The organism is Pseudomonas sp. KUIN-1 (genome assembly GCF_009176725.1).
In the GTDB taxonomy this organism is placed as follows: domain Bacteria; phylum Pseudomonadota; class Gammaproteobacteria; order Pseudomonadales; family Pseudomonadaceae; genus Aquipseudomonas; species Aquipseudomonas fragariae.
In genome coordinates, this window is sequence record NZ_AP020337.1 from 567159 (window position 1) to 587703 (window position 20545).

13 protein-coding genes are annotated in these 20545 nt (G+C 60.2%); 5 read left to right on the forward strand and 8 right to left on the reverse strand.

The features are described 5' to 3' along the window. Positions 1 to 10: 10 nt before the first annotated feature. Positions 11 to 1813: an acyl-CoA dehydrogenase gene (locus KUIN1_RS02755; protein WP_152091812.1), complete on the reverse strand. Its 1803-nt coding sequence runs from the start codon at positions 1811 to 1813 to the stop codon at positions 11 to 13. Between the two features lie 270 nt (positions 1814 to 2083). After that, positions 2084 to 6037, reverse strand: a complete 3954-nt coding sequence (gene putA, locus KUIN1_RS02765) for a trifunctional transcriptional regulator/proline dehydrogenase/L-glutamate gamma-semialdehyde dehydrogenase (protein WP_152091813.1) — start codon at positions 6035 to 6037, stop codon at positions 2084 to 2086. Between the two features lie 448 nt (positions 6038 to 6485). On the opposite strand from putA, the gene putP reads away from it, so the two are divergent. Continuing rightward, on the forward strand, positions 6486 to 7973 hold the full coding sequence (putP, locus tag KUIN1_RS02770; protein ID WP_024641089.1) for a sodium/proline symporter PutP: 1488 nt from the start codon (positions 6486 to 6488) through the stop codon (positions 7971 to 7973). 83 nt (positions 7974 to 8056) lie between these two features. Here the strand turns inward: putP and KUIN1_RS02775 are convergent, their stop codons facing one another. After that, positions 8057 to 8728, reverse strand: coding sequence for a polysaccharide lyase family 7 protein (locus tag KUIN1_RS02775; RefSeq protein ID WP_003404605.1), 672 nt, complete (start codon positions 8726 to 8728; stop codon positions 8057 to 8059). A gap of 317 nt (positions 8729 to 9045) precedes the next feature. Between KUIN1_RS02775 and KUIN1_RS02780 the strand changes: the two genes are divergently transcribed. Genes KUIN1_RS02780 through KUIN1_RS02790 form a run of 3 tightly spaced genes read left to right on the forward strand, consistent with a single transcriptional unit; the run spans position 9046 to position 12064 of the window. Then, complete coding sequence (locus tag KUIN1_RS02780; RefSeq protein ID WP_024640337.1) at positions 9046 to 11184, forward strand: two-component system response regulator; 2139 nt, start codon at positions 9046 to 9048, stop codon at positions 11182 to 11184. A 32-nt stretch (positions 11185 to 11216) separates the two neighbouring features. Next, a complete protein-coding gene (locus KUIN1_RS02785) occupies positions 11217 to 11741 on the forward strand; it encodes a M48 metallopeptidase family protein (protein ID WP_003404609.1) in 525 nt (174 codons plus the stop codon). A 26-nt stretch (positions 11742 to 11767) separates the two neighbouring features. Then, positions 11768 to 12064, forward strand: coding sequence for a winged helix-turn-helix domain-containing protein (locus KUIN1_RS02790; RefSeq protein ID WP_011266452.1), 297 nt, complete (start codon positions 11768 to 11770; stop codon positions 12062 to 12064). A gap of 7 nt (positions 12065 to 12071) precedes the next feature. On the opposite strand, the gene KUIN1_RS02795 is transcribed toward KUIN1_RS02790, so the two are convergent. Next, complete coding sequence (locus tag KUIN1_RS02795) at positions 12072 to 12530, reverse strand: GNAT family N-acetyltransferase (protein ID WP_003404616.1); 459 nt, start codon at positions 12528 to 12530, stop codon at positions 12072 to 12074. 227 nt (positions 12531 to 12757) lie between these two features. Between KUIN1_RS02795 and KUIN1_RS02800 the strand changes: the two genes are divergently transcribed. Further along, positions 12758 to 13513 (forward strand): substrate-binding periplasmic protein, encoded by a 756-nt coding sequence (locus KUIN1_RS02800; protein ID WP_003404618.1) that lies wholly within the window; start codon positions 12758 to 12760, stop codon positions 13511 to 13513. Here KUIN1_RS02800 and yccS read toward each other — a convergent pair. The 4 genes from yccS to aceF all read right to left on the reverse strand — a co-directional run bounded on the left by yccS (position 13476) and on the right by aceF (position 20529). Then, positions 13476 to 15674: a YccS family putative transporter gene (yccS, locus tag KUIN1_RS02805; protein WP_011266454.1), complete on the reverse strand. Its 2199-nt coding sequence runs from the start codon at positions 15672 to 15674 to the stop codon at positions 13476 to 13478. The two genes, KUIN1_RS02800 and yccS, sit on opposite strands and share 38 nt — an antisense overlap. Positions 15675 to 15811: 137 nt before the next feature. Beyond that, positions 15812 to 16990: an NAD(P)/FAD-dependent oxidoreductase gene (locus KUIN1_RS02810; protein ID WP_054091668.1), complete on the reverse strand. Its 1179-nt coding sequence runs from the start codon at positions 16988 to 16990 to the stop codon at positions 15812 to 15814. Between the two features lie 175 nt (positions 16991 to 17165). Beyond that, positions 17166 to 18545: an ATP-dependent RNA helicase DbpA gene (gene dbpA / locus KUIN1_RS02815; RefSeq protein WP_152091814.1), complete on the reverse strand. Its 1380-nt coding sequence runs from the start codon at positions 18543 to 18545 to the stop codon at positions 17166 to 17168. Positions 18546 to 18864: 319 nt separating this feature from the next. Continuing rightward, entirely contained in the window at positions 18865 to 20529 is a 1665-nt protein-coding gene (gene aceF / locus KUIN1_RS02820) for a dihydrolipoyllysine-residue acetyltransferase (protein WP_152091815.1), read from the reverse strand. Positions 20530 to 20545: the final 16 nt, after the last annotated feature.

Sequence of the window (20545 nt, forward strand, 5' to 3'; positions counted from 1 at the left end):
CTGGTTTTGATCAGAACCAGTCATCGCGCATTGCCAGACAGGTGTCATCGCGGTTTTCCAGAATCGTCAGTTCATGATGGCAGCCCGGTACTTCCCACGTCAGGAAATACCGGGCAGCTTGCAGTTTGCCGTGGTAGAAGTCGCTGTCGGCCGAATTACCCTTACCCAGGCCTTCCTCGGCGCGGATTGCCTGTTCCAGCCAGCGCCAGCCGATTACCGTGTGACCGAATGCCTTGAGGTACAGCGCCGAGTTGGCCAGTGTGCTGGTGATCCTGCCTTGCGCCAGATCGCCCAGCAGCCCCAGAGTGACAGCCTGCAAGCGAGCAATCAATTGCTCCAGAGGCTGGCGCAGTTCAACGAGTGACTCGTGAGCCTGTGCGCGCTCGCAGGTGTTGGCGATCAGGCGCAGCAGTTGCTTGAGGCCGGTGCCACCGTTCTGCGCCAGCTTGCGCCCGAGCAGGTCCAGTGACTGGATGCCGTGAGTGCCTTCATGAATCGGATTGAGCCGGTTGTCACGGTAGTACTGCTCAACGGGGTACTCGCGGGTGTAACCATGACCGCCGAGCACCTGAATCGCCAGTTCATTGGCCTTCAGGCAGAACTCCGAAGGCCAGGATTTGACGACGGGGGTCAGCAGGTCCAGCAGCTCATGGGCGTGCTTGCGGACGTCTTCGGTTTCTCCGGTCTGGGTGTCGTCGAACAGCCGTGAGGCATACAGACACAGGTCGAACGCGCCCTCTACGTAAGCCTTCTGGGTCAGCAGCATGCGCCGCACGTCAGCGTGCTGAATGATCGGCACGGGCGTGCTCTCGGGGCTTTTGCTGTCGGGCAGGCGACCCTGAGGTCGATCCCGGGCGTAATCCAGCGAATACAGATAACCGGCGTAGCCCAACATGACAGCGCCCAGGCCAACGCCGATACGCGCTTCGTTCATCATCTGGAACATGTAACTCAAACCGTGATGAGGCTTGCCGACCAGATAGCCAACGCACTCGCCGTTATCGCCGAAATTCAGCGCTGTAGAGGTCGTACCTTTCCAGCCCATCTTGTGAAACAGACCTGCCAGCAGCACATCATTGCGTTTGCCGAGGCTGCCGTCGTCGTGGACCAGAAACTTGGGCACGATGAACAGCGAGATACCTTTGACCCCGGCTGGCGCATCTGGCAGTTTCGCCAGCACCAGGTGCACGATATTTTCCGACAGCGAATGATCGCCCCCGGAAATGAATATCTTGTTGCCGCGCAGCCGATACGTACCGTTATCTGCCGGTCCGGCGCGTGTGCGGATGTCTGACAATGATGAACCCGCATGGGGCTCGGTCAGCGCCATGGTGCCGAAAAAGCGCCCCTCGATCATCGGTTGCAGAAAGCGTTGCTTCTGCTCGTCACTGCCAAAACTTTCGATCAGGTTTGCGGCGCCCATGGTCAGAAACGGATAGGACGTCGTCCCGACGTTGGCGGCCTGGAAGTGGGCAAAGCAGGCCTGCGACAGCAGGGTAGGCAACTGCATGCCACCCACGTCGAAATCACGCGATGCGTTGAGAAAGCCCGCCGCAATAAATGCGTCCACCGCGGGCTTGACCTCCGGGATCAGAATCGCCTCGCCCTTTTCATAGCGAGGCTCGCTTTCGTCAGCCTTGCGGTTGTGCGGTGCAAAGTACTTTTCTGCAATGACGCGCGCCGTCCCCAGCGCCGCATCAAAGGTTTCCCGCGAGTGCTCGGCAAAGCGCTCGCGACGCGTCAGACCTTCGGCGTCCAGCACTTCATACAGCTCGAAAGCCAGATTTCGGGAACTGAGCAGCGACTCGGACATGATGGCGTACCTGTTCTTGGAATGGCTCAAGTCTAGGTCGGGTTGAGGGGCGAGGGTAGCAAGATTGATTCGGGTGATGGTCGAGCGTGGGTGAGGGGGCATCGAGAGCGGACGCAGAGCGTCCAGAACTGCGTGCCAACGCAGAGCATTGGCACGGTAGTCATTGCAGAGCAGGGGAACGGTCGGTGTCTTTCAGACACCTCTCGTTGCGCACGCTCCAGCGTGGGAATGCCGTTCTTGACGCTCTGCGTCATCTGTTACCGCGCGGCATCAGCCGATCGTCATCAGGCTCGCATTGCCACCCGCCGCCGCAGTGTTGACGCTCAATGCCCGCTCGATCACCAGACGTTCCAGCGGTACGTTGGTTTCGCCGTGGGACAGGCCGTTGACGCCGACGATGGCACCGCTGCGTTGTGCGATCTGCTGGCAGATGGCACGTAGCTGATCGGAGTCGCCATGGTGCAGGACGGCGTCGAAGATGACTTCGTCCTTGGCCCAGTCAGGTATCAGTTTGATGCGCGCCTGAACGTCCTTTGGCAGGCGAGCACGCAGCGGTTTGCTGATGTCGGTTTCCGGCCATACGGCAGAGCTGCCGACCGCCAGTACGGCTGCCAGTTGAATCAGCAGGTCGTTCTCGTCGTCAGCCAGGCAAAGTACGTGTTCACGCGGCAGGATCGCGTAGCTGTTGCGTTCGCCGGTCGGGCCTGCCAACTGGCGGGTGATGCCGCTTTGCGATTGCTCGGCGTATTGACTGCACAACGCGTCCAGGTCGCTTTGCTGGTTGTTGGCAGCCCAGGCCTTCAGTGCCTGCAACGGCTTGCCGAGGACTTCACGCAGGCGGGTATCCGGCGCAGACAGCGCGTCGCTGCGGACGAACGATTTCTCGATAGCATCCTGCGGGCGCGTCGACAGCAGGCGATACAGGTACAACGGGCCGCCCGCCTTGGGGCCGGTGCCGGACAGGCCTTCGCCGCCGAATGGCTGAACACCCACCACGGCGCCGACGATGTTACGGTTGACGTAGACATTGCCGGCATTGACGTTGTCGATGACCTTGGCGATGGTCTCGTCGATGCGCGTGTGCACACCGAGCGTCAGGCCGTAGCCGGATGCATTGATCTGGTCGATCAGCAGGCCGAGCTCCTTGCGCTTGTAACGCACCACGTGCAGTACCGGCCCGAAGATTTCGCGTTGCAGCTCATCGAAGCTTTCCAGTTCGATCAAGGTAGGCATCACATAAGTGCCACGCTTGAGTTCGGTGCTGTCGGCGATGGCCACCTGATAGACCGTGCGGCCCTTGTCGCGCATGGCCTGGATGTGTTTTTCGATACCGGCCTTGGCCTCTGCGTCGATTACCGGGCCGATGTCTACCGACAGGCGCTCCGGATTGCCGAGGCGGTTCTCGGCCATCGCGCCCTTGAGCATTTCGATGACGCGGTCGGCAGAGTCTTCCTGCAGGCACAGCACGCGCAATGCCGAGCAACGTTGACCGGCGCTGTCGAATGCTGAAGACACCACGTCGATCACCACCTGTTCGGTCAGCGCTGACGAGTCGACAATCATCGCGTTCTGGCCACCGGTTTCGGCGATCAGCGGAATGGGGCGACCCTGTGAGTCGAGGCGACCTGCGACGTTGCGCTGCAGCAGGCGGGCGACCTCGGTGGAGCCGGTGAACATGACGCCTTTGACACGCTCGTCGCCGACCAACCCTGCACCTACGGTTTCGCCGCGACCCGGCAGCAATTGCACTACGCCTTCCGGAATGCCCGCTTCAAGCAACAGGCGCACGGCCTGTGCGGCGATCAGCGGCGTCTGCTCGGCAGGTTTGGCCAGCACCGGGTTACCCGCAGCCAGTGCAGCAGCTACCTGACCACTGAAAATTGCCAGCGGGAAATTCCACGGGCTGATGCAGACCACCGGCCCCAACGGACGGTGGCCGTCGTTGGTGAAGTCGTTGCGCGCCTGCACGGCGTAGTAACGCAGGAAGTCCACGGCTTCGCGCACTTCGGCGATAGCGTTGGCGAAGGTCTTGCCCGCTTCACGGACCAGCAGGCCCATCAACGGCTGGATTTCAGCCTCCATCAAGTCAGCGGCACGCTCCAGAATCGCAGCGCGCTCGACAGGCGGAGTGGCCTGCCAGATCGGACCGGCGCTCAAGGCGCACTGGATGGCGTTATCGACATCCTGCAGGGACGCTTCCTGTACATGACCGACCACGTCACGCAGGTCCGATGGGTTCAAGGCCGCACTCAACGTGCCTGCGCTGGCCGGGCAGCCCAGCATCGGGGCGGCTTTCCAGTCGTTGTGCGCGGTAGCCAGCAGGGCCGAAGACAGCGAAGCCAGACGATGTTCGTTGGCCATGTCGATGCCGCTGGAGTTGGCGCGTTCGGTTCCGTACAGGTCACGTGGCAGCGGAATGCGCGGATGCGGCAGGCCGAAACCGCCTTCCTGGGTCGCCATGCGTTCGATCTGGCTGACCGGATCGGCGACCAGTTCCTGAATCGAGATCGAGTGGTCGGCAATCCGGTTGACGAACGAGGTGTTGGCGCCGTTTTCGAGCAGGCGACGCACCAGATAGGCCAGCAGCGTTTCATGGGTGCCAACCGGGGCGTACACGCGGCAAGGACGATTCAGTTTGCCGTCGGCGACTTTGCCTACAACCTGCTCATACAACGGCTCGCCCATGCCGTGCAGGCACTGGAATTCATACTGGCCGGGATAATAATTCTGACCGGCGATCTGGTAGATGGCCGCCAGGGTGTGGGCGTTGTGTGTGGCAAATTGTGGATAGATGACTTCCGGTGCCGCGAGCAACTTGCGGGCGCAGGCGATGTAGGACACGTCGGTGTACACCTTGCGCGTGTACACCGGATAGCCTTCCAGGCCTTCGACCTGGGCGCGCTTGATCTCGCTGTCCCAGTACGCGCCCTTGACCAGACGGATCATCAGACGATGGCGGCTGCGGCGCGCCAGGTCGATCACGTAATCGATCACATAAGGGCAGCGCTTCTGATACGCCTGAATCACGAAGCCGATGCCATTCCAGCCGGTGAGCTGTGGTTCGAAACACAGGCGCTCGAGCAGATCCAGCGACAGTTCCAGGCGATCGGCTTCTTCGGCGTCGATGTTCAGGCCGATGTCGTACTGCTTGGCGAGCAGGGTCAGCGACAGCAGGCGCGGGTACAGTTCATCCATCACCCGCTCGTACTGGGCGCGGCTGTAGCGCGGGTGCAGCGCCGACAGCTTGATGGAAATCCCCGGACCTTCGTAGATGCCGCGACCGTGCGAGGCTTTGCCGATGGAGTGGATGGCCTGCTCGTAGGACGCCAGGTACTTCTGCGCGTCATGTTCGGTCAGCGCCGCTTCACCCAGCATGTCGTAGGAGTAGCGAAAGCCCTTGGCTTCGAAGCGACTGGCATTGGCCAGGGCTTCACCGATGGTTTCGCCGGTGACGAACTGCTCGCCCATCAGGCGCATGGCCATGTCGACGCCCTTGCGGATCATCGGTTCGCCGCTTTTGCCGATGATGCGGCTCAGCGAGGATGTAAGGCCCGCTTCATTGTGAGTGGCGACCAGCCTGCCTGTCAGCAGCAGGCCCCAGGTGGCGGCGTTGACGAACAGCGACGGGCTGTTGCCCAGGTGCGGCTGCCAGTTGCCGTTGCTGATCTTGTCGCGAATCAACGCATCGCGGGTGCCCTTGTCCGGAATACGCAGCAGCGCTTCGGCCAGGCACATCAGCGCGACGCCCTCCTGGGACGACAGTGAAAACTCCTGCAACAGGCCTTGAACGATGCCCGCGCGACCGCCGGCGCTTTTCTGGTTACGCAGTTTCTCCGCAATCGACGCGGCCATCTTGTTGGTGGCTTCGGCAACCGGCGCGCTCAGGCGTGCCTGCTCGAGCAGCATAGGCACCACTTCCGGCTCGGGGCGGCGGTAGGCGGAGGTGATGGCTGCACGTAACACGGACTGCGGTTGAATGCTCTCGGCAAAATCCAGAAAGCATTGCAGCCCCGCCTCTTCTGCCAGCTCGCCGCGGTCTTCGTTGTCCTTGCCGGCAGCACCGTCGAGCTCCAGCAGGGTTGCACCACTCTCGAGCTTTTCCAGGTAATTGAAAATCGCCTGCTTGATCAACCAGTGCGGCGTACGGTCGATGGAGTGAGCTGCGGCTTTCAAACGCTCGCGGGTCGGGTCGTCAAGTTTGACGCCCAGAGTGGTGGTGGCCATGTGTTGTCCTCTTTATAGCCACGTGGAAGTGGCATCGGCTTTGGCGCAGATTAGCCTCGGGACAGGGTGGGGTGCAACCGGGTGCAACCCGATTTGCAGAATATTTTGTGACGTTCCCGGTGAGCGGCTGATAAAAATGGCGCTACGCTCAGTACTGGTGCGTGATTTTTTGTAGATTGCGTTGAAAACGCCCTAAAATGGCGCGTAAATGCATATGTCACGAGTTTTTTGTAACAGGTGCAACTTGCAGGATGAAATGGGTTGCACCTTGTTTGGATTGTTTAATAGGATTCGTTCCCGCGGTGCAACCGCCAGTCATTGATTGCCAATCCTTGCGGAGCGATCAGTCAACGCGGTGTCGGGTGCAAAAGCAGGGATGTGCCGAATATCGGTCGCTATTCCCTTTGGCATCGGGTGCCAACATAAAAACAATGCCAAGGCAGAACTCATGAGTGTCAGCAACCCTACCTTGATCACGTTCGTGATCTATATAGCGGCAATGGTATTGATCGGCCTGATGGCCTATCGCTCTACCAACAACCTTTCGGATTACATTCTCGGCGGACGCAGCCTCGGCAGCGTGGTCACCGCTCTTTCAGCAGGAGCCTCGGACATGAGCGGCTGGCTGTTGATGGGGTTGCCCGGTGCCATCTATATGTCCGGCCTGTCGGAAAGCTGGATCGCCATCGGCCTGATCATCGGCGCCTACCTGAACTGGCTGTTCGTGGCCGGCCGTCTGCGTGTGCAGACAGAGCACAACGGTGACGCACTGACGCTGCCGGATTACTTCAGCAGCCGTTTCGAAGACAACAGTGGCCTGCTGCGCATCATTTCGGCCATCGTGATTCTGGTGTTCTTCACCATTTATTGCGCCTCTGGCATCGTTGCGGGCGCGCGTCTGTTTGAAAGCACCTTCGGCATGTCCTACGAAACCGCCCTGTGGGCCGGCGCTGCGGCGACCATCGCCTACACCTTCGTCGGTGGTTTTCTGGCGGTGAGCTGGACAGACACCGTGCAGGCCACGCTGATGATCTTCGCCCTTATCCTGACGCCGGTCATCGTTCTGCTGGCAACGGGCGGCGTCGACACCACCTTTCTGGCGATCGAAGCGAAAGACCCGACCAGCTTCGACATGTTCAAGAACACCACATTCATCGGCATCATTTCCCTGCTCGGCTGGGGCCTGGGTTATTTCGGTCAGCCACATATCCTGGCGCGCTTCATGGCGGCCGATTCGGTCAAGTCGATTGCCAGCGCCCGACGCATCTCCATGGCCTGGATGATCCTGTGCCTGGGCGGCACCGTGGCGGTGGGTTTCTTCGGCATCGCTTATTTTTCCGCGCACCCTGAGGTCGCCGGGCCGGTTACCGAGAACCCGGAGCGGGTGTTCATCGAGCTGGCCAAGCTGCTGTTCAATCCGTGGATTGCCGGCGTGCTGTTGTCGGCCATTCTGGCTGCGGTGATGAGTACGCTGAGCTGCCAGTTGCTGGTGTGCTCCAGCGCGTTGACCGAGGACTTCTACAAGGCTTATCTGCGCAAGGGCGCTTCGCAGGTCGAGCTGGTCTGGGTAGGTCGGGCAATGGTGCTGCTGATCGCGATCATTGCCATTCTGCTGGCGGCCAATCCTGAAAACCGCGTGCTGGGCCTGGTGAGTTACGCCTGGGCCGGTTTCGGCGCAGCCTTCGGCCCTGTGGTACTGATTTCGGTACTGTGGAAGGGCATGACTCGCAACGGCGCTCTGGCCGGGGTCATTATGGGTGCGGCCACCGTGGTGCTCTGGAAACAATTCAGTACCATGGGGCTGTATGAAATCATCCCCGGGTTCATCCTGGCCAGCATCGCCATCGTGGTATTCAGCCTGATCGGCAAGCCTGCTTCTGCGTCCATGCAGACCCGTTTCCTGGCCGCCGAACAGGATTTCAAAGCCAACCGCTGACAGGTCTGACTGAAACACAAACGGCCCGTTCTTCTTCGTGAAGCGCGGGCCGTTGTGTCTTCAGGCTGAGAGCTGCGTGCCGCTCAGCTCTGGTTGTGATCGATGTCTAGGTTGTAGAACGTCGCCTTGCCACCCTCCGAGGTGTACCCGGTATTGTCCTGGGTATACACCCCCGCCTTGAAGTACAGAGGCTTGTCGCGCCAGGTCTCACTGATGCGCGTGCTCCAGTCCTGATCCTTGGCGCTGACGGACAGTTTTCCGCCCTTGCTCAGGTGAATGACGTAATTGAATGTCTCATTGAGCTTCACACCCTCTACGATGGTGTAAACCTTGCTTTCATCGTCGTCATAGCGGTTGCGGACTTTTGCAACGATATCGCCGGTCTTGGTGTCTTCCTTGTATTGAAACTCGACTTTCAGGAGCGGCTCTGTGCTCTCGTATGCGTGTATTTGTCCGATGACAATCTTGCCTGAGGAAGGTACTTGGTCGACTTCCAGTTTGGCATTCAGAAAGTTGTCGGCATCCGGGTACACCCAATTATGCAGCGAACCATCGGACCACGTTTCCCGAAGTTCGCTTCGGGAATATTTGGCGTTCTCGGTTTTAGTGCCGGTGACGGGCGACCAGAACACAATGGCGTCGGTTTTGGATTTGAAATATTTACCGTCGTAGCCTTTTACTAACTGAGCGGTTTCGATGGTCTTGGGGGGCGACCCCACCGGGATGCTGAGATTCCACGATCCAAGATCTACCATTTTGTCTCCGTCCGTAAATGTCTTTGTATCGCTCATAGAGAAAGCCTCTGGCACGAGGCTTCAGCCAGCTTTTATACGGCTTGTAGGACAATTTGTTAATAAAAAAATGTCGAACGGATGGCGTCAAAGTGCTGTCACTTCTTCTGCAGGGCAGAGCCTGTAAGGGGTGCAGAGAATGACCGTTAGTCGGCTAGATCGAACTTTGACAGTAGGGAAGAGGCGCCTTGCTTCTGCTTTTGGCGAGACGAGGCTAGAGTTATTCCAAAGTATGACGGTCGTCCTGAGTCTCAGGCGTCATGCCCACACAGAGAAGCAGCATGGAACGCGTGCCAAACCAGCCAGATGATGGCTCTTCAGTTTTACTTGTTGTAGACGATTACCCGGAAAATCTGGTGACGATGTGCGCTGTTCTGCAAAGAACGGACTGGCACATTGTGACTGCAAGTTCCGGAATAGAAGCATTGACCGTACTTCTCGAGCAGGAAGTCGACCTGGTTTTGCTGGATGTGCAGATGCCGGGTATGGACGGCTTCGAGGTCGCGCGACTGATGCGTGGCAGTCAGCGCACCCGCCTTACGCCGATTATTTTTCTCACCGCCAATGAGCAGACCCAGGATGCGGTGCAAAAGGGCTATGCGAATGGTGCGACGGACTATCTGTTCAAACCCTTCGACCCGAATGTGCTCAAGCCCAAGGTGCAGACCCTGCTTGAGCAACAGCGCAATCGTCGTGCGCTGCAACAGCTGTCACTGGAGCTGGAGTCGGCCCGTGCGTTCAACGCATCGGTGCTGGCCAACGTCGCCGAAGGCATTCTGGTCGTTGACGAAGCAGGCACCATCAGCTTTGCCAACCCGGCTATCTGTCAGTTATTGAACACCTCCGTCGATCACCTGCGCGGCACCCAGGTGCTGGACTACATCATCGAACCGAAGGTAGGCCACTGGCTGGATTCGGGCTTTTACCAGCACTATCGCAAGTCCGACACCTATCGGGTGCACGACGCCATTCTGCGTACGGCGCAAGGCACGCAACTGCCAGTGGCGTTGTCCTGTGCGGCGCTGCCTGCCGAACAGAAGGCAATGGTGCTGACGGTTCTCGATATGTCGGTGGTTCGTGATCTTTATCAGCAGCTGGAAAAACAGGCCGTCACCGATGCATTGACAGGCCTGCTCAATCGCCGGGGACTTTATCAGGCCGTTGAAAGCATGCTGTTGCGCAACGAGCGGGCGGATAAATACCTGGTCGTGCTGTTCATGGATCTGGATGGTTTCAAGCAGATAAACGACACGCTGGGCCACGAGGCCGGTGATCAGGTATTGCTCTGGGTCGCCGAGCAGTTCAAGGACAGCATGCGCCCCTATGATGTGCTGGCACGCATCGGCGGCGACGAGTTCACCGTCGTAATCGACGGGCTTGATTACCCCGAACAGGCGGCCAAGATCGCCGAAAAGCTCATCGAGCGGGTATCCGGAAGACGCCAGGTCGACGGTGTCGAGATCACCCTGGGTGCCAGCGTCGGCATTGCGACCTTTCCGGATTGCGGCTCGAATCTGGACGGTCTGCTGCGCGCGGCAGATATCGCCATGTACGAGGCCAAGCGTGCAGGGCGGCAACAATACCGGTTCTATGATCAGAACATGAACGGGCGCGCCCGCTCGCGACTGATGCTTGAGGAAAGCGTGCGTACGGCCATCGACGGTCGGGATTTTTCAGTGGTGTACCAGCCCCAGATTCACGTGGCGGATGGTCGCTTGCGTGGTTTCGAGGCCTTGCTGCGTTGGCAGCATCCAGCGGTCGGAGAGGTCCCGCCTGCGCTGTTCATTCCGCTGCTGGAAGAGACCAGACTGATCAATCGGCTCGGCAGCTGGATCTTTGATCAGGGCGCCGAGCAGCGTCAGGCATGGAGCCACATCTTCGCGCCCGACATGGTGCTGAGTGTCTGTGTCAGCCCCACACAATTCTGCCTGCCCAATCTGGCCTCGGAATTGAAACGCGCCATGGATCGCTTCGAGCTGAAACCGGGGCAGATAGAGGTGGAAATCACTGAAACCGCCCTGGTCAACAACCTGACGCACAGCCACAAACAGCTGAAGTTGTTGCATGAGGTCGGTGTGCGCATTGCGCTCGACGACTTTGGTACCGGCGAATGCTCGCTGTCGCACCTGCGCAATCTGCAACTCGACACCTTGAAGCTGGACAGGCGTTTTGTGGCCAATATTGCAGGGTCAAAGCGCGAGGCGGCGATGGCCAGCAGTATCATCGACCTGAGCCGCAACCTCGATATGCTGGTTATTGCCGAAGGGGTCGAGACTGCCGAGCAATACCAGTGGCTGGCAGACAACGGCTGTCAGGTCATGCAGGGCTTTTTGATCGCTCATCCGATGTTGCCAGAAGATGCGTTGCGCTTTCCCGGGCACTTTGATGTGGCGGGCTTCAGGCAAACCAGATTGTTGTAGAATGGCGTTTTTCGATCTCATGCAAAGGCCCCATGACTGCATCCAGCCCTGCTCCGCTCAAATACCTGCAGGCCTATCCGCAGGCCCTGCAGGATCAGGTGCAGCAGCTGATTGCCGAGGATCGTCTGGCGGATTACCTTGAGCAGCGCTACCCCGCGCGGCATCAGGTCCAGAGCGACAAGGCCCTTTACGCCTATGCGCTGGCGCTCAAGCAGGATCACCTGCGCAACGCGCCAGCCATCAAGAAGGTTCTTTTCGACAATCGTCTCGACCTGACCCACCGCGCGCTGGGCCTGCACACCAAGATATCCAGAGTGCAGGGCGGCAAGCTCAAGGCCAGTAACGAGATCCGTGTGGCCGCGCTGTTCAAGGAAGCGCCGCCAGAGTTTCTGAAAATGATCGTCGTGCACGAGCTGGCTCACTTTCGTGAGTCGGATCACAACAAGGCCTTCTACCAGTTGTGCGAGCACATGTTGCCCGGTTATCACCAATTGGAGTTCGATTTGCGCGTGTACCTGACGTACCGCGATCTGCAGGCCGCGCGAGCGCCATGCTGAGCCAGGCACTGAAAAAGGATTCGACGATGCAGGTCAGCAAGACCAAAAGCAGTTTCTATCGCCGCCTGTACGTGGCGTATCTGATCGATTCACAGATCGCCAGCAGTGTTCCGGAGCTGATAGCGGCAACCGGCATGCCGCGTCGGACCGCGCAGGACACTATCAGTGCGCTTGCCGATCTGGACATTGTGTGTGATTTCGAGCAGCTCGAAGGCGGCCGCAATCACGCCGGCAGCTACCGGATCCGTGACTGGGGCGCCGTTGACAAGGGCTGGATTGCCGACAATCTGCCGCGTATCAAGGCCGTGCTGGAGTATCCCTGAGCGGCTTTCAGTCCAGATCGCGACGCATGCCGATATGCGGAATGTCGTCTTCCAGGTAGACCTCGCCCACCGGATTGAAGCCGTAGCGGCTGTAATAGCCTTGCAGATGGGCCTGGGCCGATAGGTAGATGGGCTGGTCGGGCCATTTGCGTTCGGCGTTTTCCAGGGCCTGCTCCATCAGTTCATGGCCGATGCCCCTGCTGCGGATCGAAGGCGCAGTCACCACCCGGCCGATGGTCACGTCGCCGCCTTGCTGGATCGGGTCGAGCAAACGCAGGTAGGCGACCAGCTTGTCTTCCTGCCAGGCCATCAGGTGGCAGGTGTCGCCCATCAGGTCCTGTCCGTCGACGTCCAGGTACACGCATTGCTGCTCGACCACAAACACCTCGGCACGCAGTTGCAGCACGGCATAGAGTTGCTCGATGCTCAGCTCGGTGTGATGTTTGCAGATCCATTTGATAGACATGTCGCAGACTCGCAGGGAAACCAGAAGCGAAGTCTAAACGTATCCGCCGACATTCCCAATAAACGCCGTCAACGATATGAATGCTGCGCCGGTTGAGCATGTTGCCTGCCCGGCTTGTCTACTGCCTGCTTGAGGTCTTCAATTAGAACTGCAGGCGCCCTCACGGGCGAGCGTTTTCCTGCCGATAGGATTAAATCGGGCATGCTGCCCCTTTCAGGAACCTGAGCATGTCGCAGTTGCTTCGAGCGGTGGGGGTGCTGGTCTTTCTGCTGATGGCGCACGTCAACGCAGCTGAAAAGTTGCGTCTTGTCGCCGATCCCTGGCCACCTTTTACCGACGCGCTGCTGCTCAACGGCGGGCTGGCAACCGATATCGTCAATACGGCGCTGCGCCGTGCCGGGTACACCACGCTGTATGAGCAAGTGCCCTGGGCACGGGCGATGCTGGGTTTGAGCCAAGGGCGTCATGATGTGCTGATCAATGCGTGGTTCAGCGATGAACGTACGAAAATTGGCCAGTTTTCTGCGCAATACCTGCTCAACCGGATACGTTTCATCAAGCGCAAGGAGTCGCCCATTGGCACCCTGACCCATGAGCAGCTCCACCAATACGTGATCGCGGTGGTCAGGGGTTATGCTTATGCCCCTGCGTTTGACAGCGACAGCCAGTTGCAGAAGGTCCCTGTGCAGAACTTCTCCACCGCCATACGCATGCTCGCCGCCGAGCGTGTCGACCTGACCCTGGAAGATGAGTACGTAGCCCGTTACAACCTGGCGATGGAACCGGATGAGGTGCGTGACCGGGTCGAGTTTCTACCGGGCTCGTTGAGCGAGAACAGCCTGCATATTCTGGTCAGCCTGAAAAATCCCCACCACGACAAGATCGTCGCCGACTTTGATCGCGAAATTGCCGCCATGAAAGCCGACGGCACCTACGATGAGCTGCTCAGACTGCATGGGTTGCAGCAACCTCCGGAGCTTTGATCAAGTGCGCGGCGAGGGTGCGCAGCGGAGCCAGCTGGCGGCAGATCAGCGCCAGCTGGGCTTGCACCAGTCGCTGACTTTCGTCCATGTCTTCGGGCAGTTGCTCCAGTTGCGCGGCCAGCCCTTCCTCGGCATCGCTCTGCACCGCAACCGGCTTCTTCTCGGCCAGCCCTGCAGCGATTTCGTCGATGCTGGCGGCCAGTGTGGCACCGACGTTATCGATCAGGTGTTCGCGGACATCACTCGGCAACTGCGTATCACGGTGCGCGCCGAGGCCGGAAAGGTAGCTCAGCAGCGTGTGTGACAGCACCAGAAAGCGGAAGCCGACGTCGGCCTCCTTGCGAAAGTGGCCGGGCTCCATGAGCATGTTCGCCAGCGTGGTCGACAGCGCGGCGTCGGCGTTGTGGGCGTTGCGCCGCGCCAGTCGATAGGCCAGGTCGTCACTCTTGCCCTTGGCGTACTGTTGCATGATCTGCCGCAGGTAGATGCTGTTGCAGGTCAGGGTATTGGCCAGCACCTTGTTCAGGCGTCGTCCCTGCCAGTCCGGCAGAAACAGGAACACGGCGAGACCGGCGATAAGGCTGCCCAGCAATGTATCGAACAGCCGCGGCAGGAACAGGCCATAACCATCACCGACCTGATTGAAGCAGAACAGCACCATCACCGTGATGGCGGCGGTCGACAGGGTGTAGCGCGTGGTCCGATTGACGAAGAACACCACCCCGGCCAGCACGGCGCACATCGATTGCAGGATCGGGCTGGTAACCAGATCGAACAGCACCCAGCCGACCGTCAGGCCGATCGCGGTGCCGATGATCCGCTGGCCGAGCTTGAGCCGGGTGGCGCCGTAGCTGGGCTGGCAGACGAACACCGTGGTCAGGATGATCCAGTAGCCCTGTGACGGGTGGATCAGGTGCACCATCGCGTAACCGATGGTCAATGCCAGCGGCAGGCGCAGGGCGTGACGAAACAGCAGCGAGGTCGGGGTCATCTGCAGGCGCAGGCGCGTCCAGACATCCTTGAGGTTGCGCGGCGAGCGGTCCAGCAGGCTGCTGTCGGTGGCATCGGCCACGGCGTCCGGGTTGCTGGCGTCGCTGATCAGGCGATCCAGGGTGCCAAGGTTGGCGGCCAGCGCGCGCAGCGAACGCAGCAGGCCGCGCCACGCAGGGTTGCTCTGGATGCGCAGATGTTCAAGGGACGCGTGCAGGTCTTCCATGGCTTCGGCGAAGCTTGGGTCATACACGAATGGCTGACGTAACTGGATGGATTCCGACAGCGCCTGGCAGGCAACGCCCTGTTGACGCAGCAGGCGCTGGCAGCGGAACAGCACGTCGCTGTGGAAAAACGCATCGGCCAGTGAGTTGTAGGGGTAATGCGACGAGCTGGCGCGCTCGTGGATGTCCTGGGCGATGAAGTACAGCTTCAGGTAGCGGCTGACTTTGGAGCCGGGGCGGCCGCTGCCGACGCGGTGCAGGATGATTTCCTTGGTGGAGTTCAGCGCGGCGACGACTTTGCCGTTCTGCTGCGCCAGCTCCAGGCGACGGGCCTCCACGTTGAGCGTGCGAATCGGTTCGAACAGGGTCGACTTGAGCTTCAGGTACTGGCCCAGCTCACGAAACAGTCGCGCCAGCGCCTGTTGCACCGGCTGGTTGGAAAACAGCATCTGCCAGAGCACCGACAGCAGGCCGTACCAGGCTGCGCCCGCCACCAGCAGCATCGGTTCATGCCAGAAGTCCAGTACTTCACCGCCACGCTGATCGACGCCGATCATGGTGTAGACCGAAAGAATCAACGTGCCGTAGGCAATCGCGCCATAGCGTTCACCCAGTGCGCCGAGCATGGTCAGGCAGAAGCTGGCCAGCGCCAGTGAACAGACAAACAGAATGGGGTAGGGGAAGAGCAATTCGACGGCAAGGGCGGCGATGCTGAAACACACCAGCGTCACCGCCAGTGCGTTGAGTCGGCCTTGCCAGCTGTCGTCGGTCTCGGCCAGGGCGCAGGCGATAATCCCCAGAAACAGCGGGATCAGTAACGCCATTTCATTTTGATACCAGCACAGCGCCATGCTGCCGGTCAGTGCGATAAAGACTCGAACGCTATAGCTGAATTTATCCAGCGCCCACAATCGACGGAATGTATGACGGAGAGATTTCGATGCCATGGGTTAGCTTGACGGCCCTGTTCGCAATTGATCGATCGTGCAGGAGGATATGTACAGACCAAATGACTGGCTGTACATCCGCCTCGCAAAATTTATACCGGTTTGCCGTGTCGTGATGTTGCATATCAGCGACCAGGTCACACGTACTGTGCGGCAGCATAGGCCGACGCCCACGCCCACTGAAAGTTGAAGCCGCCCAGATGACCGCTCACGTCCAGCACTTCGCCCACGAAATAAAGACCGGGGGATTTCAGCGATTCCATGGTCTTGGACGACACTTCACGGGTGTCGATACCGCCCAGCGTCACCTCGGCCGTGCGATAACCCTCGGTGCCCGCCGGGACCACCTGCCAGCTCGCCAGCTTTTCGGCGATCTCGGCCAGTTCGGCGTGGGTGTACTGCTTCATCGGTCTGGAAACGAACCAGTGTTCGGCGATCAGGTTGGCCATCTTCTTGGTGAAAATCTCGCCCAGCAGGGTTTTCAGTTCACTGTTGGGGCGCTCGGCCTGCTGCTGGTTGAGCCAGGCGGGCACGTCATGATCGGGCAGCAGGTTGATTTCCACGGTGTCGCCGGGCTGCCAGAACGAGGAAATCTGCAGGATCGCCGGGCCACTGAGGCCGCGGTGGGTGAACAGGATGTTTTCGCGGAAGCTGGTGTCGTTGCAGCTCACCAGGCAATCCACCGAGGTGCCTGACAGCTCGGTGCACAGCTCCTTGAGCTGATCGGTGATGGTGAACGGTACCAGCCCGGCGCGGGTCGGCAGCAGCGTGTGGCCGAACTGCTTGCCGACCTGATAGCCAAAGCCGGTCGCGCCCAGCGTCGGAATCGACAGCCCGCCCGTGGCAATCACCAGCGACTGGCAGTTCAGGGTGCTCAGCGTGGTCTGCAGGCTGTAGCCGGCGTCAGTCTTTTCGATCTGCTGCACGGCGGTGTCCATGTGCAGGCTGACACCGGCTTGTCGGCATTCTTCCAGAAGCATTTCCAGAATGTCGCTGGACTTGTTGTCGCAAAACAGCTGGCCGAGCTTTTTCTCGTGATAAGGCACGCCATGCCTGGCGACCATCGCGATGAAATCCCATTGGGTATAGCGGGCCAGGGCCGATTTGCAGAAATGCGGGTTCTGCGACAGGAAGTTTGCCGGCTCGGTGTACATGTTGGTGAAGTTGCACCGCCCGCCACCGGACATCAGGATCTTCTTGCCGGGTTTGTTGGCGTGGTCGATCAACATCACCTTGCGCCCGCGAGCGGCAGCGGTGAACGCACACATCAGACCGGCAGCACCGGCGCCAATGATTACAACGTCAGTAACGGGCACAGCGTGGTTCCTCGATCTTCAGGTCACGATCGTTCCCATGCTCCGCGCCAAGCTATGCACAAGCCTGTTTTTGATTCTGGCCGCAGAAGCCTGAAAACCGCGTTTTCAGGACCTTCGGGGCCTGTATATGACGCTCGGCGCGGCGTGTAGGGACTATCAGGGTCAACGATAAACTTTACAAAATCCGCACGCGCAGCGACTTGCCCTTGATCTTGCCGTTGTTCAAACGCTCCAGAGCCTGTTTGGCCATGCTGCGCTCGACGGCAACGTAGGCCTGGAAGTCGAAAATCGCGATCTTGCCGACCTGAGTGCCCGCAATGCCTGCCTCGCCGGTCAATGCGCCGAGGATGTCGCCCGGACGCAGCTTGTCCTTACGGCCCGAACCGATGCACAGGGTGGTCATGGCGGGCAGCAGCTTGCCGCCTTCCTTGATGCTCAGTCTGTCGTATTGCTGCCAGTTCAACGGCGCTTTCTGCAACTCTTCGATGGCACGGGCGCGCTGGCTTTCCGACGGGGCCACGAGGCTGACCGCGATGCCTTTCTCGCCGGCACGACCGGTACGGCCGACACGGTGAATGTGGATTTCCGAATCACGCGCCAGCTCGACGTTGATCACCATGTCCAGCGCGTCGATATCCAGACCGCGCGCGGCCACATCAGTGGCGACCAATACCGAAGTGCTGCGGTTGGCGAACATCGCCAGCACTTGATCACGGTCACGCTGTTCCAGATCACCATGCAGGCCGACGGCAGACATGTCCTTGGCGGTCAGGTGATCGACCACTTCCTGGACCTGCTGCTTGGTGAAGCAGAACGCCACGCAGGACGTCGGACGGAAGTGGCCGAGTACCTTGACCACCGCTTCCAGGCGCTGCTCCGGGGAGATCTCGTAGAAAATCTGCTCGATCTGGCTGTCGGCGTGCAGCGCTTCGACCTTGACGGTCTGCGGATCACGCATGAACTTCGAGGACAACTGCTTGATGCCGACCGGGTAGGTGGCGGAGAACAGCAGGGTCTGACGGCGCTGCGGAGTCTGCTCGATGATGTCGGCGATGGCGTCGTAGAAACCCATGTCCAGCATGCGGTCGGCTTCATCGAGAATCAGCGTGTTCAGGCCGTCCAGGACCAGCGAGCCCTTGCGCAAGTGCTGCTGTATGCGACCCGGAGTGCCGACGATGATGTGCGCGCCATGCTCCAGCGAGCCGATCTGCGGGCCAAAGGACACGCCGCCACACAGGGTCAGGACCTTGATGTTGTCCTCGGAACGCGCCAGACGGCGGATTTCCTTGGCCACCTGATCCGCCAGTTCGCGGGTCGGGCACATGACCAGTGCCTGACAACCGAAGAAACGCGGGTTGATCGGGTTGAGCAGGCCGATGCCGAACGCAGCGGTCTTGCCGCTGCCGGTCTTGGCTTGCGCGATCAGGTCCATGCCCTTGAGGATCACCGGCAGGCTCTGCGCCTGAATCGGTGTCATTTCGGCATAACCAAGCGACTCCAGGTTAGCCAGCATGGCAGCGGACAGAGGCAGGGAATTGAAAGCGGTGTTAGTCACGACGGTGGACCTGCAAAACAAAAATGTCGCGTAGTGTATCACCCGCCAGTCAGACCTGGCACCGCGATAAAGGTCGTGGGAGCGAGCTTGCTCGCGAAGGGGCCCTTACAGTCCCAGAAGATGGGGCGTCTGGACCATGGTCTTCGTGAGCAATGCGGATCGCCGCCCCGGTCACTCCCACAGGATCCAGCAATGAGCGCGGAGCATGGGCGCGATATCCAGGGCAAAAAAATCCCCGCTGGAGGGCGGGGTTGAGGTTCGAGCGTGGCAGCTCGCAAGGGTGTACAGCAAGGCCCGTCCGGGGACGGGCCTGCAGGGCTTACAGCAGGATTGTGCGGATGTCCGCCAGCAATTCGCTCAAGCGCTTGGTGAAGCGGGCAGCAGCTGCGCCGTTGATCACGCGGTGATCGTAGGACAGCGACAGCGGCAGCATCAGTTTCGGCTGGAAGGCTTTGCCGTCCCAGACGGGCTGGATGGTTGCCTTGGAAACACCGAGGATCGCCACTTCCGGCGCGTTGACGATCGGCGTGAAGCCGGTGCCGCCAATGTGGCCGAGGCTGGAGATGGTGAAGCACGCGCCCTGCATGTCGTTCGCCGTCAGTTTCTTGTTGCGCGCCTTTTCCGCCAGTGCGGCGGCTTCGGCGGCCAGTTGCAACAGGCTCTTCTGGTCGACGTCGCGGATGACCGGGACCAGCAGGCCGTCCGGGGTGTCCACAGCAAAGCCGATGTGCACGTACTTCTTGCGAATCACGGCCTTACCGCTAGGCGCCAGCGAAGCGTTGAAGTCCGGCAGTTCCTTGAGCAGGTGGGCGCAGGATTTGAGCAGCAGCGGCAGGACGGTCAGCTTGACGCCAGCCTTCTCGGCAGCGCCTTTCTGCGCGACACGGAAAGCTTCCAGGTCGGTAATGTCGGCCTGGTCGAACTGCGTGACGTGCGGAATGTTCAGCCAGCTGCGGTGCAGACCGGAAGCGCCGAGTTGCATCAGGCGCGTCATCGGTACTTCTTCGATCTCGCCGAAACGGCTGAAATCGACTTCCGGAATCGGCGGGATGCCCGAGCCGCCGCTTGCGCCGCCTGCTGGAGCTTCCTTGGCCTTCTGCATCATGGTTTTGACGTAAGCCTGAACGTCTTCTTTCAGCACGCGGCCGTGCGGGCCGGTGGCGCTGACTGCGCTCAGCTCGACGCCGAATTCGCGAGCCAACTGACGAACGGCCGGGCCTGCATGAACCTTGGCACCGTCTTTGGCCGGAGCCGCCGGAGCCGCTGGAGCCGCTGGCGCAGGTGCTGCTTCTGCTTTGGGAGCAGGGGCGGCGGGAGCTGCGGCCTCAGCCTTGGCCGGGGCAGCAGCGGGTGCGCTGGCGGCAGGGGCCGGAGCGGCGGCAGGCGCGGCGCCTTCGACTTTCAGTTTCAGGATCAGGTCGCCGGTACCGACTTCCTGGTCCAGCTTGACTTCAATGCTCTCGACAACGCCTGCTGCCGGAGAAGGGATCTCCATGCTGGCCTTGTCGGATTCCAGGGTGATCAGCGACTGATCGGCCTGGATGCTGTCACCGACCTTGACCATCAGTTCGATGATCTTGGCCTTGCCCGACGAACCGATGTCCGGTACGTGGATGTCCTGAACGCTGGCGCTGGCTGCCGGAGCAGGCTCGGCGGCGGCCGCGGGTGCAGGTGCCGCTTCAGCCGGCTTTTCGGCAGCAGCAGGGGCAGCGGCAGGTTCGGCAGCAGGTGCCGGGGCCGCAGCCGCTTCGCCTTCCACTTCCAGTTCGAACAGCTCGTCGCCTTCTTTCAGGCGGTCGCCCAGCTTGACCTTCATGGTCTTGATGACGCCAGCCTTGGGAGCAGGGATTTCCATGCTCGCCTTGTCCGACTCAAGCGTCAGAACGCTCTGGTCGGCTTCGATGCGATCACCGACCTTGACCATCAATTCAATGACTTCGCCTTCACCGTTGCCGATGTCGGGTACACGAATTAACTCACTCACTATGTCTCTCCTTAGG

What these genes read in the sequence shown, in the direction of transcription:
- KUIN1_RS02755 (WP_152091812.1), bottom strand. Translation starts at nt 1,813, where the DNA reads ATGTCCGAGTCGCTGCTCAGTTCCCGAAATCTGGCTTTCGAGCTGTAT.
- putA (WP_152091813.1), bottom strand. Translation starts at nt 6,037, where the DNA reads ATGGCCACCACCACTCTGGGCGTCAAACTTGACGACCCGACCCGCGAG.
- putP (WP_024641089.1), top strand. Translation starts at nt 6,486, where the DNA reads ATGAGTGTCAGCAACCCTACCTTGATCACGTTCGTGATCTATATAGCG.
- KUIN1_RS02775 (WP_003404605.1), bottom strand. Translation starts at nt 8,728, where the DNA reads ATGGTAGATCTTGGATCGTGGAATCTCAGCATCCCGGTGGGGTCGCCC.
- KUIN1_RS02780 (WP_024640337.1), top strand. Translation starts at nt 9,046, where the DNA reads ATGGAACGCGTGCCAAACCAGCCAGATGATGGCTCTTCAGTTTTACTT.
- KUIN1_RS02785 (WP_003404609.1), top strand. Translation starts at nt 11,217, where the DNA reads ATGACTGCATCCAGCCCTGCTCCGCTCAAATACCTGCAGGCCTATCCG.
- KUIN1_RS02790 (WP_011266452.1), top strand. Translation starts at nt 11,768, where the DNA reads ATGCAGGTCAGCAAGACCAAAAGCAGTTTCTATCGCCGCCTGTACGTG.
- KUIN1_RS02795 (WP_003404616.1), bottom strand. Translation starts at nt 12,530, where the DNA reads ATGTCTATCAAATGGATCTGCAAACATCACACCGAGCTGAGCATCGAG.
- KUIN1_RS02800 (WP_003404618.1), top strand. Translation starts at nt 12,758, where the DNA reads ATGTCGCAGTTGCTTCGAGCGGTGGGGGTGCTGGTCTTTCTGCTGATG.
- yccS (WP_011266454.1), bottom strand. Translation starts at nt 15,674, where the DNA reads ATGGCATCGAAATCTCTCCGTCATACATTCCGTCGATTGTGGGCGCTG.